The following is a 17363-nucleotide window of genomic DNA, read 5'->3' as shown; positions in this document are numbered from 1 at the left end:
CAGGAGAACATCTTCATGGACTGGTTGGAATGCGGCGTGCTCTTCACGGTCGCCCTGATTGCAACCATAGCCCTCACTCCCCTGGCCAAGCGGCTTGCCACCCGGCTTGACGCCATCGACTACCCCAGCTCCCGCCGCGTGAACAACCGCCCCATCCCCCGCCTCGGCGGCGTGGCCATCCTCGGCGGCCTCGTCATCTGCGTCCTTGTGGTGTTCGCCGGCATGCGCTGGGCTGGCTGGCGCTCCCCCTTCGTGTCCTACCCGGGCATGCCCGTCAACTACCCGGTCATGCTCGTCGGCGTGCTCTTCATGTTCGCCGTGGGATTCGTCGACGACGTCATGAGCCTCCGCCCGCGCATCAAGCTCGCGGGCCAGATCATCGCCGCCACCATCGTGGCCTGCTCGGGGCTGCTGCTCTCAAGCATCCACAGCCCCCTCGGCGCCGGCTACATCGAGTTCGGCTGGCTTGCCTATCCGCTCACCATCTTCTACCTGGTGGCCTTCGCGAACATCATCAACCTCATCGACGGGCTCGACGGGCTCGCGGCGGGCATCTGCGCCATCAGCGCCTCCACCATCTTCGTGTTCGCCATCATCACGCACCGCTATGACGCGGCCGTCTTCAGCATCGCGCTCGCCGGCGCCTGCGTCGGCTTCCTGCGCTACAACTTCCACCCGGCATCCATCTTCATGGGCGACTCGGGCGCGCTCACCCTCGGGTTCGCCCTCGGCATCGTCTCGCTCATGGCCATCGCCCGCTCAGCGCTGTTCGTCTCGCTGCTCGTGCCGGTGCTGGCCGCGGGCATCCCCGTCCTCGACACGGCCTTCGCCATCATCCGCCGCGTGCGAGCGCACAAGCCCATCGACGCGGCCGACAAGGGGCACATCCACCACCGCCTGCTCCAGGCCGGCTTCAGCCAGCGCAAGACCGTCCTCATCATGTGGGGCTGGACGCTCATCCTCGCTCTCAGCGGCATCTTCATCACCGAGACCACGGGGCTCATGCGCATCCCGTTCCTCGTCATCATCCTGGGGGTCACCCTCTACATGGTGCTCAAGCTGCGCCTGCTCGATCCGGTGCTGCTGCATCACTACCACCCGCGCGGCCGCAAGGACTACCTTCCCGACCAGATGGCGTCACGACATGCCGAGGAGGCCTCGCATGACGACGGGCGCAAGCCCGGCTGTGACGGGCGCTAGCGCCGCCTGAGGCCCCGCAGCGCCTCCCGAGCCCGATAGGCCGCCACGCCGAGCGGAAACGCCGCGTAGCCCGTCTTCCGGATAAGCCAGATGCTCCTCTTCCCCACCGCGTCGTAGACGCCGCGCTGCTCGGTGCGAAGCCGTCGGTCAAACGCGCGCATCTCGGCAAAGGAGCCGCCTCCCAGCCCGCGTGCCAGGTAGATCTGATACTGGTTCTGCACGAAGTAGGCGATGGCCCGATCGAGGTAGGCCCGATGCCCCGCGTCCGCCCCCGCCTGCTCATCGCTAAGCGCGAAGAGAGACTCGAGGATGCGCTCATGCTCGGCACGACGCGCCACAAGCGAGGTGATGTCCACGCTCTGCCCCGCGCGCCCCAGGCGGTACTGGTACACCACGTTGTCGTCATAGCGAACCGTCTGGCAGAACGGCAGGGGGAAGATGGCGAACTGCGCGTCCTCGTAGAAGCACCCCTCGGCGAACCGGACGCCGTTATCGCGCAGGATGCTCGTCCGGTAGGTGAGCGAGTGGATCTTCATGATCTCCTCATCCGCCACTACGTCAAAGCCGCAGACGCGCCCGTAATGCGACGGGTCAGCGGCAGCATGGCGGTGGTCGAGCAGCCGATAGCTGCCATCCTCGACACAGTGGTAGTCGGAGGCCACCACGTCAGCATCCCCCAGCGCCAGCACCTCGATGAGTCCGGCAAGGGCGGCACCGTCCACCCAGTCGTCCCCATCAACCACCTTCACATAGGCACCGCGCGCCTCATCGACGCCGAAGTTGATGACCGAGCCATGGCCGCCGTTCTCCTTATGGAAGACGCGGAAGAGGTCGGGATGCTGGAAGCGGTAGCGCTGGGCAATCTCGAGCGAGCCGTCCGTGGCGCCATCGTCGATGACGAGCACCTCGAGCTCCTCGCGCGCCGGGCATTCGACGAAGCTTCCCAGGCACTGGTCGAGATAGCGCTCCACGTTATAGGCGGGAACGACGACCGTGAGCAGCTTGTCCATGCCCCTAGCCCTTTCTCCGCAGGATCTTGTAGAACAGCTTGCGCAGCGAGCGCGGCGCATACACCATGGCCGCCGTCGCAGCGCACGCCTTGAGGTGCTCGCGCCTGCTGAGGAGGCCCCATTCCCGCTGCATGCGGCGAAGCTCCAGGTAGCGGTGGCCGTAGTCGTCCCCGCCCCGTCGGTCGTAGAAGCCGCTGTCGCAGCGAGCGCGCACCAGCACGTCAGGAATGTTGTCGAGCACGTAGCCGGCCGCCAGGACGCGGCTCCACAGCTCATAGTCCTCCAGGCCGGGGAAGTGGCGGTAGTTTCCCGCGCCCAGGATGGCCTCGCGGCGCATCATCACGGTCATGTGGTTCACCGGGCAGCGGAACTTGGCGTACGCCCGCAGCGCCTCGCCGCCGGGAATGGTCTTAGTGCCCTTGACGACATCCCCGTCGAACTCCTCGATGGCACCCCCCAGAACCGACACCTCCGGATGTTCCCGGAGGAAAGCGGCCTCGGTGGCCAGGCGCTCGGGAAGCGCAACATCATCGGCGTCCATGCGGGCGATGAGCGGGCAGGAGCACAGAATGACGCCGGCCGCCAGCGCGCGGCCCAGCTGCACGTTCTCGGAGAACCGCCCGATGACCAGGCGCGGCGCAGAACCCGCGTCGCCCCCGCATCCCGCCGACGCGACCGCTGCCGCGCGCTTGCCCTCTATCGACGGGCGGTCATCCCCCGGCTCCAGCGCGATCACCAGTGTTCGCTCGTCCGCATAGGCGTCGATGACGTCCCGATGGGCCGCGCCGAGGGGCCCGTCCTCCATGAGAACGACCTCATCGGCCGGAAGGGTCTGCGCCGCGATGCTCTCTAAGGCAACGCCGAGGTGCTCGGCGTTCGCGCCCCCATACACCGATATGAGAACCGAGATGCCCATGGAGCCGCAGCCTCCCTCCTCCCAGAAGCGAAAAGATAGTCCTGATTAGGCTTTTTCCATTCTAGTACAGGAGTCCCCAAAGGGACGGGCGGGGTCTTTGCCCCACCAAAGCCCCAGAAAAGCAAAAGACCAGCCGAAGCTGGTCTCTAGATAGCGGTGAAGCACCCCACATGAGCGGAACGCCCTATCCTCCCACGGGCTGACCCGCAGTACTTTCGGCGAGGAGGGGCTTAACTGCCGGGTTCGGAATGGGACCGGGTGATCCCCCTCTCCATGGTTCCGCTCATGGGAGGTGCTCCCACGAGGGGGCCCGTCCCGCGGGCCCTGACGGCTGCATGCGCGCGGCGCGAACGCGATCGAAACGCTATGCCTGATGCTGAGATGAAGAGCTCGGGCTATTAGTAGCGCTCGCCTGAGCAGGTCGCCCTGCTTGCAGCTGCGCCCTATCGACCTCGTGGTCTACGAGGGCCCTTACCGGAAAGGGAACTCATCTCGGAGGCGGCTTCCCACTTAGATGCCTTCAGCGGTTATCCGTGCCGGACGTAGCTAGGCGGCGGTGCCGTTGGTCGACAACCGCGTCACCAGAGGTCCGTCCACCCCGGTCCTCTCGTACTAGGGGCAGATCTCCTCAATTCCCTTGCGCCCGCGGAGGATAGGGACCGAACTGTCTCACGACGTTCTGAACCCAGCTCGCGTACCGCTTTAAATGGCGAACAGCCATACCCTTGGGACCGACTTCAGCCCCAGGATGCGATGAGCCGACATCGAGGTGCCAAACCTTGCCGTCGATGTGGACTCTTGGGCAAGATCAGCCTGTTATCCCCGGAGTACCTTTTATCCGTTGAGCGACGGCCATTCCACTCTGAGCCGCCGGATCACTAGAACCGACTTTCGTCTCTGCTCGGCTTGTGGGCCTCGCAGTCAAGCCCGCTTGTACTCTTGCGCTCTGCGGACGGTTGCCGACCGTCCTGAGCGGACCTTACGCGCGCCTCCGTTACTTTTTGGGAGGCGACCGCCCCAGTCAAACTACCCGCCTGGCACGGTCCGCGCGCCGGGTCACGGCCGCGCGTTAGGCAGCCGGCACGACGAGGGCGGTATTCCAAGGGCGCCTCCGCGGAAGCTTGCGCTCCCGCTTCCCAGGCTCCCGCCTATCCTCTACACGTCGTACCAACTGCCAATGCCAAGCTGCAGTAAAGGTTCACGGGGTCTTTCCGTCCTTCCGCGGGCAGTTCGCATCTTCACGAACAGTACAATTTCACCGGGTCCATGGTTGAGACAGCGCCCAAATCGTTACGCCATTCGTGCAGGTCGGAACTTACCCGACAAGGAATTTCGCTACCTTAGGACCGTTATAGTTACGGCCGCCGTTTACCGGGGCTTGGCTTCAGCGCTTCGCACGAGTGCTAACGCATCCGCGTAACCTTCCGGCACCGGGCAGGCGTCAGACCCTATACGTCGTCTTACGACTTTGCAGAGTCCTGTGTTTTTGATAAACAGTCGCTTGGGCCGTTTCGCTGCGGCCCCCGCACGCTCCGGACGCGAGGTCCTTCACCCGCAGGGGCGCTCCTTCTCCCGAAGTTACGGAGCCAGTATGCCGAGTTCCTTAACCATGGTTCTCCCGATCGCCTCGGTATGTTCTACCCGCCCACCTGTGTCGGTTTTGGTACGGGCGCCGATGGTCCTCCCTAGAGGTTTTTCTCGGAAGCATGGGCTCGCCGGCTTCGCCATGAGGCTTCGTCTCGCGTCTCAGGCTCACGTGAGGCGCTGGTTTCCACGCGCCTCGCCCTACATGCTTTCACGGGGACGTCCAGAACCCCGCCCGGCTACCCTTCTCCGTCGCCCCCTCGGTAGATAGCGGCCCATCAGCGGTACGGGAATGTCCACCCGTTGCGCATCGGCTACGCCTTCCGGCCTCGCCTTAGCTCCCGACTGACCCTGGGAGGATTAGCCTTGCCCAGGAACCCTTAGGCTTACGGCGGCTGGGTTTCTCGCCCAGCTCTCGTTACTCATGCCAGCATTCTCACTTCCGTCCCCTCCACCGCGGGTCGCCCCGCGGCTTCTCCGGTGACGGAAAGCTCCCCTACCAATGAAATGAATCATTCCGCCGCTTCGGCGCATCGCTTAGCCCCGTGAATTGTCGGCGCATGTCCACTCGACCAGTGAGCTGTTACGCACTCTTTAAATGCATGGCTGCTTCTAAGCCAACATCCTGGTTGTCTGGGCAGACGCACATCCTTTGCCACTCAGCGATGACTTGGGGGCCTTAGCGGGCGGTCTGGGCTGTTTCCCTCTCGAGCACACAGCTTAGCCCACATGCTCTGACTCCCGGCCTGTGATCCCATGGCATTCGGAGTTCGGTTCCCGTCGGTAGGCGGTGAAGCCCCCTCAGGGATCCGGTGGCTCTACCACCATGGGAGAACGGCCGAGGCTAGCCCTAAAGCTATTTCGGGGAGAACGAGATATCTCCGGGTTTGATTGGCCTTTCACCCCTATCCACAGGTCATCCCCTCCGTTTTCAACCGAAGTGGGTTCGGCCCTCCACGGGGTCTTACCCCCGCTTCAGCCTGCCCATGGATAGCTCACCCGGCTTCGCGTCTGCAGCATGCGACTAAAACGCCATCTTAAAGGCTCGCTTTCGCTGCGGCTCGTTTCATAACTTAACCTCGCCGCATACCGCAACTCGCTGGCTCATTCTACAAAAGGCACGCCGTCACAATGCAAGATTGCTCCGACTGCTTGTAGGCGCACGGTTTCAGGTACTGTTTCACTCCCCTCTCGGGGTGCTTTTCACCTTTCCCTCACGGTACTGGTGCGCTATCGGTCACAGGAGAGTGTTTAGCCTTGGAGGGTGGTCCCCCCGGCTTCGGACCGGGTTTCACGTGTCCGGCCCTACTCGGGAAATCCCCACGGGGGGAGCTGGGTTTCGCGTACGGGGCTCTTACCCGCTGCGGCCGGCCCTTCCATGCCGTTCCGCTACCCAGCTCCTTTGTGACCCCGCCCAGGCGGGCAGCGCCTGGGATGAGGCTCCCACGACCCCCGGGCGGCAACGCCTGCCGCTTACACGCGCCCGGGTTTGGGCTCGCGCGCTTTCGCTCGCCGCTACTCGCGCGATCTCGGTTGATTTCTCTTCCTCCGGGTACTTAGATGTTTCAGTTCCCCGGGTTGTCCCCCCGCCCCTATTTGATTCAGGGCGGGGTGCCCGGGCATGACCCCGGGCGGGTTCCCCCATTCGGAGATCCTCGGATCAAGGGATGTGTGCTCCTCCCCGAGGCTTATCGCAGCTTGCCGCGTCCTTCTTCGACTTCCTGTGCCAAGGCATCCGCCGTGCGCCCTTGGTATCTTCATCTACCGTCCAAGGTTCGCACGGAGAAGCATCGTAGTTGCTTCTCCAGATACTTTGAACTTATGTTCAAACATACGTTTGCGATCGTATTGTCTGTCCACGATGCGGACCACCTTCTTAATGCATGGTGCATTGGGATTGTGGTTTCGTATCATGGTTCGCGACACATTCGTGCCGCGCGCTATGCAACTGTCAAGGTGCGCGGGGCGGAGCCCCGAGGGCCGGATGCTGCGGACGAGGCCAGGAGACGACCTCCGTGAGATAGGTTTGAGATAAGTCTTCCGGGAGCGGGGAGCAGACGCTCGACCCGCCTCGGACTCGTTAGAGTCTCCCTAGAAAGGAGGTGATCCAGCCGCACCTTCCGGTACGGCTACCTTGTTACGACTTCACCCCCCTTACCCTCCACACCTTCGACGCCTCCGCCCCCAAGGGGTTCGGCCGGCGGCTTCGGGTGCAGACGACTCGGGTGGTGTGACGGGCGGTGTGTACAAGGCCCGGGAACGTATTCACCGCGGCATGCTGATCCGCGATTACTAGCAACTCCGACTTCACGCAGGCGGGTTGCAGCCTGCGATCCGAACTGGGGCCGGCTTTGCGGGATTCGCTCCCCCTCGCGGGGTGGCGGCCCTCTGTACCGGCCATTGTAGCACGTGTGCAGCCCAGGGCATAAGGGGCATGATGACTTGACGTCGTCCCCACCTTCCTCCGGCTTGACGCCGGCAGTCTCCCATGAGTCCCCAACTCAATGCTGGCAACATGGGACAGGGGTTGCGCTCGTTGCGGGACTTAACCCAACATCTCACGACACGAGCTGACGACAGCCATGCACCACCTGCGCAGGCTCCTCTCGGCCACCGGGTTTCCCCGGCTTCACCTGCATGTCAAGCCCTGGTAAGGTTCTTCGCGTTGCTTCGAATTAAGCCACATGCTCCGCTGCTTGTGCGGGCCCCCGTCAATTCCTTTGAGTTTTAGCCTTGCGGCCGTACTCCCCAGGCGGGGCGCTTAATGCGTTGGCTGCGGCACGGAGGGAAGGTCCCCCCACACCTAGCGCCCATCGTTTACGGCTGGGACTACCAGGGTATCTAATCCTGTTCGCTCCCCCAGCTTTCGCGCCTCAGCGTCAGTGCCGGCCCAGAGAGCTGCCTTCGCCATCGGTGTTCTTCCCGATATCTGCGCATTCCACCGCTACACCGGGAATTCCGCTCTCCTCTACCGCACTCGAGCCGCCCAGTTCGGAACCCGGCCCGAGGTTGAGCCCCGGGGTTAGAGGTTCCGCTTAGGCAGCCGCCTACGCGCGCTTTACGCCCAATGAATCCGGATAACGCTCGCTCCCTACGTATTACCGCGGCTGCTGGCACGTAGTTAGCCGGAGCTTCTTCTGCAGGTACCGTCAATATCTTCCCTGCTGAAAGCGGTTTACAACCCGAGGGCCGTCATCCCGCACGCGGCGTTGCTGCGTCAGGGTTTCCCCCATTGCGCAAAATTCCCCACTGCTGCCTCCCGTAGGAGTCTGGGCCGTATCTCAGTCCCAATGTGGCCGATCGCCCTCTCAGGCCGGCTACCCATCGCGGGCTAGGTGGGCCGTTACCCCGCCTACTACCTAATGGGCCGCGACCCCATCCCTTGCCGTCGGGGCTTTCCCGCCGGCCCCATGCGGGGCCCGCGGAGTATCCGGTATTAGCCGCCGTTTCCAGCGGTTGTCCCGGAGCAAGGGGCAGGTTGGTCACGTGTTACTCACCCGTTCGCCACTCTATTCCCGGCCGAAGCCGGCTTAATCGTTCGACTTGCATGTGTTAGGCACGCCGCCAGCGTTCATCCTGAGCCAGGATCAAACTCTCCGTTCAAGCGGCCTCGCGGCCGCATCGGTTCGCTTGATACAAGCTGAAATATGTCTCATCCGCCCTGCGCCCGCAAGCGGGCCCGGGCCGAATCGACGAGGTCAAAATGTCCGTCTGACACTATTCGATCCATCTCGAAATTCATCCACAGTATCCGGTTCTCAAGGTTCCGCGCCGTCCGCTCTCGTGAGCGGCGCAAGGAGATACTTTACTAGGCTTCCGGAGGTTTGTCAACGACTTTTTTCGAATTTCTTCGAGGCCGGTCGCCGCCTCGCCCGCCGGGGGCCGCCGCCTCCCTCTCCCGAAAAAGACAGCTTGCATATATTACTGCTCTGGCGGGAAAGCGCAAGGGGGTATTTTAACTTTTTTCAAAAAACTTGGCGTATCCTGGTTCCAACACGTAAGGAAAGGGATTGCCATGCCATCACACCTCCTCGCTATCGGCGCGCCCGAGCGCCTTGCCGCCCTGCGCACGGCTCTTCCGGCCACGGCCCTCGCGGCCGTCGCGGTGCTGGAGGATGGCGGCTTCGAGGCCTGGTGCGTAGGAGGGTTCGTGCGCGACGCGCTCTTAGGCCGGCCCATCCACGATGTGGACGTCGCCACCAACGCGCGCTGGCAGGAGGCGCAGCGCCTCTTTGCGAAGGCGGGGTGCGCCACGCATGAGACGGGCGTGGCGCACGGCACCCTCACCGTGGTGGTGGGCGGCGAGCCCATCGAGGTGACCACCTATCGCGTGGACGGCGCCTATCGCGATGGACGCCATCCTGACGCGGTGTCCTTCGCGGGAAGCATCGAGGAGGACCTCGCCCGGCGTGACTTCACGGTGAACGCGATGGCCTTCCACCCCTCACGCGGGCTGCTCGATCCCTTTGGGGGCCAGGCGGATCTGGCAGCGGGAATCCTGCGCACGGTGGGCGACCCGCGCGAGCGCTTTGCCGAGGACGCGCTGCGCATCCTGCGCGGATGCCGCTTCGCCTCGCAGCTGGGATTCGCCCTGGAAGAGGCCGCCTGGGCGGCAGCTGTCTCGCAGAAGAGCCTGCTCGCCCGCGTTTCCGCAGAGCGCATCTTCCACGAGCTTGACGGGCTGCTGCGCGGCGAGCACGTCCACGACGCGCTGCTCGGCACCGCAGACGCGCTCTCTTTCGTGCTGCCAGAGCTCGTGGCCATGCAGGGCTTTCCCCAAGCGACTCCCTACCATATATATGATGTGCTCGAGCACACGGCCTGGGCGGTGCAGCACGTGCCGCCCGAGCCGCTCCTGCGCTGGGCGGCGCTCTGCCATGACATGGGCAAGCCCGCCGCAGCCTTCACAGGCCCCGACGGCGTGGGGCACTTCTACGGGCACGCGGCCGTGAGCGTGGAGCTTGCCCGCGGGCTGCTCGATCGGCTGAAGGCGCCGGCGGCGCTGCGCGAGGGGGTGCTTACGCTCGTGAGGCGCCACGATGACGTCGTGGAGCCCACGCCGCGCAGCGTGAAGCGGATGCTCAGGCGGCTCGGCGGCGACCCGGCGCTGTTCCGCGCGCTCTGCGCCCTCAAGCGCGCCGACGCGCTCGCCCAGGCACCGCGCTGCGCGCCGCGGGCCCGGCTGGCCGATGAGCTGGCAGAGCTGCTCGACGCGGTGCTGGCCGCCGACGAGGCCTTCTCCCTGGCGCAGCTAGCCGTGGACGGCCGCGACGTGCTGGCCCTCGGCGTCAACCCTGGGCCTCAGGTGGGCGCGGCGCTCCAGGCAGCGCTCGACGCCGTCATCGACGAGCAGGTGCCCAACGAGCCCCCGGCGCTGCGGGCCTTCCTCGCGGACTGGCTGGCCAGGCAATAGGGCGCGGGCACCCTCTCGCGCCCTACTGCCGCGCCGGCGTGCCGCCCGAGCACACGGCGACAGCCCTCCCCTGCCCATCGCTGGAAATGCAAAAAGGGCCGCCCGAGTGGGCGGCCCTGAAAGCTCGTGGTAGCTCCGACCGGATTCGAACCGGCGACCTCCGCCTTGAGAGGGCGGCGTCCTAAACCGCTAGACGACGGAGCCACGTTTGCAGCGCTTTGCTATTATACACAAACCCTTTGCCTTGTCCAGAGAAAATTTGTGGCTGGGGTGGAAGGAGTCGAACCCTCACATACGGCACCAGAAACCGCTGTCCTGCCATTAGACGACACCCCAACGACGTTCCTCTGCACTCGGCAAGTTCATGCGCAAGCGCAAGTGGATATATTAGAGAACGACCCACCTTCCGTCAAGCACTTTTTCGCATTCGCTGAAAAATTCCGACGGAGCACGGGACGCGTCTACAGGAAGCGCTCGGTGAGGTAGGCGATGGCGGCGTCGCTGCCGTTGATGAGCCGTCCCTCCGCGTAGAGGTACGGGATGAGGTCGGCGTCGCCGCCCAAGGCGAGAAGCTCCTGGTAGGGAGCCTCCTGCTCCACGTCGCGCTTGTCGAGCGCGATGCCATGCTCATCGGCGAAGGCGACGACGGGCGCGCACATGGCGCAGGGCCCCCAGTAGTAGAGGATCGGGGGCTGGTCGGTCATGGGGTTCTCCTTTCCTCAGAGCTGGATGCATGGGACGCGGTAGGCCCACATGTGGTCGAGCGGGCCGCTCCCCCGCCCCAGGTCAAGCCCGGCGGACAGCGCGCCGGCCACGTAGGCCTTGGCGTTGCGCACGGACCGCTCGACGCCGAGGCCCTGCGCCAGGTTGGCGGCGATGGCCGACGAGAGCGTGCAGCCCGTCCCATGGGCGTTGGGGTTGTCGATGCGCTCACCGCGCAGCCATGTGAGCGCGCCGTCGGCAGAGAGCAGCAGGTCATCGGCTGCATCGGGGCTCCCGAGACCATGGCCGCCCTTCACAAGAACCGCCGGCACGCCCCCCGCGCCCAGCTCATCGGCTGCCCGGCGGCAGCGCGCGGCGATGGCTCGGGCGGCGCGCTCGGCGTCAGCCGGCTCGGCGATGGCGAATCCGGCCAGGGCCTCGGCCTCGGGCAGGTTAGGCGTGATGACCTCCGCGAGCGGGAAGAGCCGGCGCACAAGCGCGTCCACCGCACCCCCCTCGATGAGGGCCGACCCGCTCGTGGCCACCATGACGGGGTCGACTACCACGTGCTCCGCCCCGTTGCGGGAAAGCGCCCGCGCGATAGCCTCCACGATGGCCGCCGACGACACCATCCCCACCTTCACCGCCTGAGGGCGGATGTCGTCGAACACGACGTCGATCTGCTGCTCGACGAAGGCGGGATCCACGTCGAGCACCCCGTGCACGCCGAGCGTGTTCTGGGCCGTGAGCGCCGTGACGGCGCATTCGGCGAACAGCCCCATCGCCTCGATGGTCTTCACGTCGGCCTGGATGCCGGCGCCGCCGCTGGAGTCCGACCCCGCTATGGTGAGCACTGCCTCCATGTCCTCGCCTTTCCGCGCCAAGCAGCGCTAGGACTCGATCAGCTTGAGCGCCTCGTCAGCGGTAACCACCTTCGAGGCGTAGCAGACCCGCATGTACTCGAGGCCCGAGGCCTGGTCGCCCACGAGGAACGTGGCCGTGGCGTCAGACACGACGATGGTCCGCAGGTTGTTGAAGTACGCGTCGGCCACGGTGTGGCGCACGCAGATGTTGGTGTCCATGCCGCAGCAGATGAGGGTGTCCACCCCCAGCTCGTCGAGCAGCAGGCGCAGGCCGGTCTGGAAAAAGCCGCTGTAACGGCGCTTCTCCACCACGTAGTCGCCCTCCGCAAGGCCGAGCTGCGGCGAGGTCTGGGCGTCGGGGCTGCCCGCGATGCCGTGGGAGCCCCACAGATCCAGCTCGCGGTCAAGACCGGGGATGTGAGCGTCGTTGGTGAAGATGACGGGCATGCCCACCGCGCGGGCCGTCTCGGCCAGACGCGCAGTCTGGAGGATGGCGGGCAGCAGCACCGCCTCGAGCGGGCCGCCCGTGGGATCGCCCAGCTCGTCGATGACGAGCAACGCGCAGCGCGCCGGGTCGACCTCCTCGAGGCTGATCTGGTCTTGGTTGTTCTCGTCTCCCAGCATGGTTCCTCCTCAGTCGGGCGGGCGCGGCCAGATGGCCTAGCCCAGGGTCTCTCCTATGATACGGGACAGCTCGCGGGTGGCGCCTGCGATGTCGTCGGCGGCGAAGATGGCGGACACGACGGCGGCGCCGTCCACGTCGTACTCGGCCAGGAGCGGCACCGTGGCCGCGTTCAGCCCGCCGATGGCCACCACGGGGATGCCCACGGCCGCCGCGATGGCGCGAAACTCCTCGGGCGAGACCACCCAGGCCTCAGGCTTGGTGGACGTGTCCACGACCGCCCCTACTCCCAGGTAGTCGGCGCCGGCCGCCTCGGCGGCCCGGGCCTGCTCGACGGTCTGAACCGACACGCCGATGATCGCGTCCTCCCCAAGCGCGGCGCGGGCCTCGGCGCAGGCTGCGTCGGACTGGCCCACGTGCACGCCGTCGACGCCGGCCGCGCGAGCGGCCTCCACGTCGTCGTCGACGAGCAGGGGCACGCCGAACTCGCGGCAGGCAGGCGCGAGCGCGCGGGCCGCGAGCGCGACGCTCGCAGACGGCGCCCCCTTCTGACGCAGCTGCACGCAGGTGGCGCCGCCCTCCAGGGCCTCGCGCACGCACGCGGTGAGCGTGCGGCCGTCTAGCCACGCGTCGTCGGTCACGGCATAGAGCCTCATGGCCCCGCGGATGTCCTCAGGCGACCAGGCGCCCCTTCTCTGTGCCGGCATAGCGGCTCCTTTCTCGGTTGTCCGCGGTCACGAGGCGCTCATGGGGCGAGGGGAGCACCCCCCGCAGCAAGGATTCGGCGGCGTCCCGCCACGTCACATGAACCCGCAGCGAGGAGGCCGCTGTAGCCCCGCGAGCCCCCTCACGACCGCTTCCATTACACAGCCTCAGGCGACCCCACCCAAAACGGCGCTCTCCCGTCACCCCTCGGCATCGAGGTCGACGACGAGGCCGTCCATGATGGCGTTGACGGTGCGCAGGGCGCACATCTTCCCGCACATGGTGCACGTGCCCTCCGTGGCCGGCGACGCGCTCTCGAAGTAGCGGCGCGCCCGCGCGGGATCGAGCGCGAGGTCGAACATCTCATCCCAGGCCACGCGGCGGCGCGCGTCGCTCATGCGGTTGTCGCGGTCGCGGGCACCGGGCACCCCGCGCACCATGTCGGCGGCATGGGCGGCTATCTTGGTGGCCACGAGCCCCTCGCGCACGTCATCGGCATCAGGCAGGCGCAGGTGCTCGGCAGGCGTCACGTAGCAGAGGAAGTCGGCCCCGGCGCTTGCCGCCACGGCGCCGCCGATGGCCGCGGTGATATGGTCGTAGCCCGGCGCGATGTCAGTCACGAGAGGGCCGAGCACGTAGAAGGGCGCGTTGTGGCACAGACGCTTCTCAAGCTTCATGTTGGCCGCGATTTCATCGAGGGCCATATGCCCCGGCCCCTCCACCATCACCTGCACGCCGGCATCCCACGCGCGGCAGGTGAGCTTGCCTATCTCGATGAGCTCGGCTATCTGGCCGGCGTCGGTCGCGTCGTAGGTGCTCCCCGGTCGCATGGCGTCACCAAGCGAGATGGTCACATCGTGGGCGTGGAGAATGGCGAGCACCTCGTCGAAGCGCTCGTAGAAGGGGTTCTCGTTGCCCGTGGCCTCCATCCAGGCGAAGATGAGCGAGCCCCCGCGGGAGACGATGTTAGCGAGGCGCCCCGTCTCGCGGAACGACTCGATGACGGCACGGTTCATGCCCGCGTGGATGGTGACGAAGTCCACGCCGTCTTCCGCATGGGCCCGCACCACGTCGAGGAAGTCGTCGGCGGTGATGGCCACGAGGGCCTTGTCCAGATACCCGATGGCGTCATACATCGGCACGGTGCCGATCATGGCGGCAGACCGCTCGACGAGCCGCGTGCGGAACGAACGGGTCTTGCCGCAGTTCGACAGGTCCATGATGGCGTCAGCCCCCAGCTCGAGGGCCACGTCCACCTTGCGCCACTCCTCCGCCTCGTCGGCCAAGTCGCCGGATATGCCCAAGTTGACGTTGACCTTCACGCGCAGCCCCCGCCCGTCGCGGGTGGTGCCCACGCCCGCGGGGACGAGGGCGGCATGGTGGATGTTGGCGGGGATGGCTACGCGTCCGCAGGCCACTGCGGCGCGGATGTCCTCGGCATCGCGCCCCTCGTCGGCGGCCACGGCCGCCATCTGAGGCGTGACGATGCCCGCGCGGGCGAAATCGATCTGAGTGATGGGCGCCCCCGGCGCCGACGCGACGTGCGTCATGGTGAACTCCCTTCGTTGGCATTACCCATGTCAGGTTCGGTGGGTCGGGACGATGGCGCGTCCCCTCTCAGCCTGCCGCATGACGCAAGCTCCCCAGCTCTGAGGTTGTGACGAGAAGATTCTACCATGCCGCGCGCGAGGGCCAGCCAGCGGCCGCGTGGCTGCGGCGGCACGCGGGCCGAGATGCCGGCAGGATGCCGCTAGACGGGCAGGAAGATGGCGAGCGTGCCCTCCTCGACGCCGATCACGACCGCCTCGCCCTGGAGCTCGTTGGACAGGCCGAGCGACGTGCGGTTGGTGAGGCGCGCGTCATCGAGGCCGTAGCGCATGCCGCGCTCGAAGACCCCCGTGCACGCATCGTTCATGGCGAAGACCGAGACCGTGCCCTCCTGGGCGGCCGGCAGCTCGTAGACGTCAGGGCCGGTGATGAACGTGACCGCCTGATCGAGGCCGACGGCCGTGACGTAGAGACCGCGCTCGGAGAAGGCGGCGAACAGGTTGAGGTTGGCAAGCGTGTGGTCGAGCCGCCCGCCCAGGCCGCCGAAGACGATCACCTCGTCATAGCGCAGCGTGCAGGCGCGGTCGAACGCCAGCTCCATGTCGCTTTTGTCCTTCTCGGGCGAGAAGCGGGCCACGCGCAGGCCCTTGGGGATGTAGCCAAGCGAGTCGAAGTCGCCGATGGCCATGTCGGCACGCCGCCCCGCCTCCTCGAGCGAGGCCAGGCCGCCATCCACGGCAATCACATAGTCGAAGGCGCCCGCGTCCGCAAGCTCGCAGAACCGCTCGGCGTTGAACTCCGATGCGCCCACCAGCGCGCAGGTTGCCATGGCACCCTCTTTCTCCTTGATACGACCGTGCGATTTGCTAGAATACCACAGGCGAGCGGGCCAGGCGGTCGCGTGCTCACGCGCGAGGAAAGTCCGGGCTCCGCAGGGCAAGGTGCCAGCTAACGGCTGGGCGGGGCGACCCGACGGAAAGTGCCACAGAAAAGAAGACTCCCCCGCGAGGAACGGGCTCCGCGCCCGCCTAAACGGGAGAAAAGCTGAAACGGTGCGGTAAGAGCGCACCAGCGCGCCGGCAACGGCGCGGCTTGGCAAACCCCACCTGGAGCAAGCGCAAATAGGAACGCCATACGGTGGCCCGCCGTGCGTTCGGGTTGCGTGCTAGAGGCGCCTGGCGACAGGCGCTCGAGATAAATGGCCGTCCAACGACAGAACCCGGCTTATCGACCCGCTCGCCCTACCTCTGGCCATTCCCCTTTCGCATCCGCTGTCCGACCCCCTGAGGGGTTTCGCGCGCCGGGCGGAAAACCGGGGCTCTCACGGCGAGAAATGACGGGTTTGCATGCTATTTTCAACCGCACCGTCGCAAGTCTTCGAAGGCTCGCGCTCGCGACCTGGGATTTTGCCGTTATAAGCGCGATAAGGCGCGTATCTGCGGGCCCAAGCCCCACGCAGGACAATGCAAACCCGTCATTTCTTGCTAAAAAACGGCTGATTTCCCGCCCGGCGCCCCCGCCGAATCGGCGGGCACAAAAAAGGGGCGCGCCTCACGACGCGCCCTCGCCTGCCGTCTTTCGCGGGTTAGTCGATCTCCTCGAACTCGAAGGAGTCGTCGGCATCGCCGAAGCCGGAGAGATCCTTCTCGTAGGCGCTTGCCACGGGAGTGGCGGCGGCCACGACAGTCTCGGCAGCCTGAGGCGTGGTGTAGTCCATGGGCGAGGCGACGAACTCGTCGATCTCGAACTCGGAGGTCACCTCGGCAGGCCTCACCTCGGGCTGCGCGACGGGCGCAGCGGCACGGGCGGCCGTCGCGGGAGCGGCAGCCAAATCCCCGCCGATGCTCGCGAGCTTGCGAGAGGCGTCGGCGATGATGTCGCGAAGCAGATCCGAGTACTCCTCGCGGGCGTCCTCACGGTCGTCCTGAAGCTTGCGGATGGCGTCGATCACGTCCTGGCGGTCATCGTTGGCGCGGTCGACGATGCGCTGGGCCTCGTCACGGGCGTCCTGGATGGTCTCGGTGGCCTGGGCGTTGGCCTTGACGAGAATCTCGTCGGCCGAACGCTGGGCGATGATGAGAGCCTGGGCGATGGCGTTGTCGTCGGCGCGCTTGTCCTCGAGCTGGCGCTCGAGCTCGGCGATGCGCGCGTCCTTGGTGATGAGGGCGGCCTCGAGCTCGGCGATCTGCGGGGAGGGCTGCACCTCCTCCGCCGCGATGATGGCCGTGGCGGCCGCCGGGGCGTCGAAGCCCTCGAACTTCGCGTCGTTGAGCGCGCGCTCAAGGTGCGCGATCTGATCGTTCAGATCGTCGATCTCGTCGGCCACGTGCTCCAGGAAGACGTCGACCTCGTCGACATCGTAGCCCTTCCGGTCGATGGAGAAGCTCTGGTTGTGGATGTCATCAGCGGTAATTGCCATGGTCGTTCCCTTCGCACGTCCTTCTTAGGGGCGGCCGACCGGCCCTCCGCCGGACAACGCGCCTGGTTCGTTCAATTGTTTCACACTAGATCAGAAACACCAGCAAACGTACTCCGAATTGTAATACAAGCAGCGCGACGATGGGGGTCACGTCCACCATTCCTCCAATCGGCGGAATGATCTTTCTGAACAGGTTGAGGTAGGGGTCGCAGACCTTGCCGAGCACCTGGTAGATGTCGGCGAGGATGCCCCGGTTGACGGGCAGCCACGACATCATCACGTAGACGAAGATGATCAGCGAGTAGGCGTCGACGAGGCGAACGATGAGGTAGGTCAGCACGAGTGCTCACCTCCCGCGAGCGCCGCGACGTGGGCGGCCAC

Annotated in this window: 12 protein-coding genes, 2 tRNA genes, 3 rRNA genes, 1 other RNA gene and 1 riboswitch; of the genes, 3 read left to right on the top strand and 15 right to left on the bottom strand. The window is 65.9% G+C overall.

Annotation, left to right across the window (positions count from 1 at the left end):
* The first annotated feature begins 15 nt into the window (after nucleotides 1-15).
* Nucleotides 16-1200 (top strand): glycosyltransferase family 4 protein, encoded by a 1185-nt coding sequence (locus tag AC6I0Y_RS04165; RefSeq protein WP_497733260.1) that lies wholly within the window; start codon nucleotides 16-18, stop codon nucleotides 1198-1200.
* On the opposite strand, the gene AC6I0Y_RS04160 is transcribed toward AC6I0Y_RS04165, so the two are convergent.
* The 5 genes from AC6I0Y_RS04160 to AC6I0Y_RS04140 all read right to left on the bottom strand — a co-directional run bounded on the left by AC6I0Y_RS04160 (nucleotide 1197) and on the right by AC6I0Y_RS04140 (nucleotide 8313).
* The gene (locus tag AC6I0Y_RS04160; protein ID WP_497733259.1) at nucleotides 1197-2210 is read right to left on the bottom strand and encodes a glycosyltransferase family 2 protein; all 1014 of its coding nucleotides are present in this window, start codon (nucleotides 2208-2210) and stop codon (nucleotides 1197-1199) included. The two genes, AC6I0Y_RS04165 and AC6I0Y_RS04160, sit on opposite strands and share 4 nt — an antisense overlap.
* 4 nt (nucleotides 2211-2214) lie before the next feature.
* Complete coding sequence (locus tag AC6I0Y_RS04155; RefSeq protein ID WP_497733258.1) at nucleotides 2215-3126, bottom strand: glycosyltransferase; 912 nt, start codon at nucleotides 3124-3126, stop codon at nucleotides 2215-2217.
* A gap of 171 nt (nucleotides 3127-3297) precedes the next feature.
* Nucleotides 3298-3411: ribosomal RNA gene (rrf, locus tag AC6I0Y_RS04150) — 5S ribosomal RNA — on the bottom strand.
* Nucleotides 3412-3504: 93 nt separating this feature from the next.
* Nucleotides 3505-6472, bottom strand: a 23S ribosomal RNA gene (locus tag AC6I0Y_RS04145).
* A 333-nt stretch (nucleotides 6473-6805) separates the two neighbouring features.
* Nucleotides 6806-8313, bottom strand: a 16S ribosomal RNA gene (locus tag AC6I0Y_RS04140).
* The 16S, 23S and 5S rRNA genes sit together here, the layout of an rRNA operon.
* A gap of 412 nt (nucleotides 8314-8725) precedes the next feature.
* On the opposite strand from AC6I0Y_RS04140, the gene AC6I0Y_RS04135 reads away from it, so the two are divergent.
* Nucleotides 8726-10123 (top strand): CCA tRNA nucleotidyltransferase, encoded by a 1398-nt coding sequence (locus AC6I0Y_RS04135; RefSeq protein WP_497733257.1) that lies wholly within the window; start codon nucleotides 8726-8728, stop codon nucleotides 10121-10123.
* A gap of 127 nt (nucleotides 10124-10250) precedes the next feature.
* On the opposite strand, the gene AC6I0Y_RS04130 is transcribed toward AC6I0Y_RS04135, so the two are convergent.
* From AC6I0Y_RS04130 to AC6I0Y_RS04095, 8 genes are all read right to left on the bottom strand, one after another.
* Nucleotides 10251-10327 (bottom strand) — tRNA-Glu (locus tag AC6I0Y_RS04130).
* 58 nt (nucleotides 10328-10385) lie between these two features.
* Nucleotides 10386-10459 (bottom strand) — tRNA-Gln (locus tag AC6I0Y_RS04125).
* Between the two features lie 125 nt (nucleotides 10460-10584).
* A complete protein-coding gene (locus AC6I0Y_RS04120; protein WP_497733256.1) occupies nucleotides 10585-10827 on the bottom strand; it encodes a thioredoxin domain-containing protein in 243 nt (80 codons plus the stop codon).
* Nucleotides 10828-10842: 15 nt separating this feature from the next.
* Nucleotides 10843-11688: a bifunctional hydroxymethylpyrimidine kinase/phosphomethylpyrimidine kinase gene (thiD, locus tag AC6I0Y_RS04115; RefSeq protein WP_497733255.1), complete on the bottom strand. Its 846-nt coding sequence runs from the start codon at nucleotides 11686-11688 to the stop codon at nucleotides 10843-10845.
* A 27-nt stretch (nucleotides 11689-11715) separates the two neighbouring features.
* Nucleotides 11716-12312 carry a cysteine hydrolase family protein gene (locus AC6I0Y_RS04110; RefSeq protein WP_497733254.1) on the bottom strand — a complete coding sequence of 199 codons (597 nt, stop codon included), beginning with the start codon at nucleotides 12310-12312 and terminating at the stop codon, nucleotides 11716-11718.
* Nucleotides 12313-12348: 36 nt separating this feature from the next.
* Nucleotides 12349-13017 carry a thiamine phosphate synthase gene (thiE, locus tag AC6I0Y_RS04105; RefSeq protein ID WP_497733253.1) on the bottom strand — a complete coding sequence of 223 codons (669 nt, stop codon included), beginning with the start codon at nucleotides 13015-13017 and terminating at the stop codon, nucleotides 12349-12351.
* Nucleotides 13018-13215: 198 nt separating this feature from the next.
* Nucleotides 13216-14565: a phosphomethylpyrimidine synthase ThiC gene (gene thiC, locus AC6I0Y_RS04100; RefSeq protein ID WP_497733252.1), complete on the bottom strand. Its 1350-nt coding sequence runs from the start codon at nucleotides 14563-14565 to the stop codon at nucleotides 13216-13218.
* Nucleotides 14556-14671: riboswitch (TPP riboswitch) on the bottom strand. It overlaps the preceding gene by 10 nt.
* A 94-nt stretch (nucleotides 14672-14765) precedes the next feature.
* On the bottom strand, nucleotides 14766-15392 hold the full coding sequence (locus AC6I0Y_RS04095) for a thiamine diphosphokinase (protein WP_160709980.1): 627 nt from the start codon (nucleotides 15390-15392) through the stop codon (nucleotides 14766-14768).
* Between the two features lie 52 nt (nucleotides 15393-15444).
* Between AC6I0Y_RS04095 and rnpB the strand changes: the two genes are divergently transcribed.
* Nucleotides 15445-15806, top strand: an RNA gene (gene rnpB / locus AC6I0Y_RS04090) — RNase P RNA component class A.
* Between the two features lie 342 nt (nucleotides 15807-16148).
* Here the strand turns inward: rnpB and AC6I0Y_RS04085 are convergent.
* The gene (locus AC6I0Y_RS04085; protein WP_160709979.1) at nucleotides 16149-16982 is read right to left on the bottom strand and encodes a DivIVA domain-containing protein; all 834 of its coding nucleotides are present in this window, start codon (nucleotides 16980-16982) and stop codon (nucleotides 16149-16151) included.
* 85 nt (nucleotides 16983-17067) lie between these two features.
* Nucleotides 17068-17322 carry a YggT family protein gene (locus AC6I0Y_RS04080; protein WP_160709978.1) on the bottom strand — a complete coding sequence of 85 codons (255 nt, stop codon included), beginning with the start codon at nucleotides 17320-17322 and terminating at the stop codon, nucleotides 17068-17070.
* Nucleotides 17323-17363 lie beyond the last annotated feature (41 nt).

Source organism: Adlercreutzia sp. St.1H8, from assembly GCF_059728655.1.
Note: the sequence above shows the minus strand (reverse complement) of the source record. Positions and strands in the feature narration are given on the sequence as shown.

Excerpts from the sequence above, each read along its gene's own strand:
- AC6I0Y_RS04165 (WP_497733260.1), top strand. The coding sequence starts at position 16 with ATGGACTGGTTGGAATGCGGCGTGCTCTTCACGGTCGCCCTGATTGCA.
- AC6I0Y_RS04160 (WP_497733259.1), bottom strand. The coding sequence starts at position 2,210 with ATGGACAAGCTGCTCACGGTCGTCGTTCCCGCCTATAACGTGGAGCGC.
- AC6I0Y_RS04155 (WP_497733258.1), bottom strand. The coding sequence starts at position 3,126 with ATGGGCATCTCGGTTCTCATATCGGTGTATGGGGGCGCGAACGCCGAG.
- AC6I0Y_RS04135 (WP_497733257.1), top strand. The coding sequence starts at position 8,726 with ATGCCATCACACCTCCTCGCTATCGGCGCGCCCGAGCGCCTTGCCGCC.
- AC6I0Y_RS04120 (WP_497733256.1), bottom strand. The coding sequence starts at position 10,827 with ATGACCGACCAGCCCCCGATCCTCTACTACTGGGGGCCCTGCGCCATG.
- thiD (WP_497733255.1), bottom strand. The coding sequence starts at position 11,688 with ATGGAGGCAGTGCTCACCATAGCGGGGTCGGACTCCAGCGGCGGCGCC.
- AC6I0Y_RS04110 (WP_497733254.1), bottom strand. The coding sequence starts at position 12,312 with ATGCTGGGAGACGAGAACAACCAAGACCAGATCAGCCTCGAGGAGGTC.
- thiE (WP_497733253.1), bottom strand. The coding sequence starts at position 13,017 with ATGCCGGCACAGAGAAGGGGCGCCTGGTCGCCTGAGGACATCCGCGGG.
- thiC (WP_497733252.1), bottom strand. The coding sequence starts at position 14,565 with ATGACGCACGTCGCGTCGGCGCCGGGGGCGCCCATCACTCAGATCGAT.
- AC6I0Y_RS04095 (WP_160709980.1), bottom strand. The coding sequence starts at position 15,392 with ATGGCAACCTGCGCGCTGGTGGGCGCATCGGAGTTCAACGCCGAGCGG.
- AC6I0Y_RS04085 (WP_160709979.1), bottom strand. The coding sequence starts at position 16,982 with ATGGCAATTACCGCTGATGACATCCACAACCAGAGCTTCTCCATCGAC.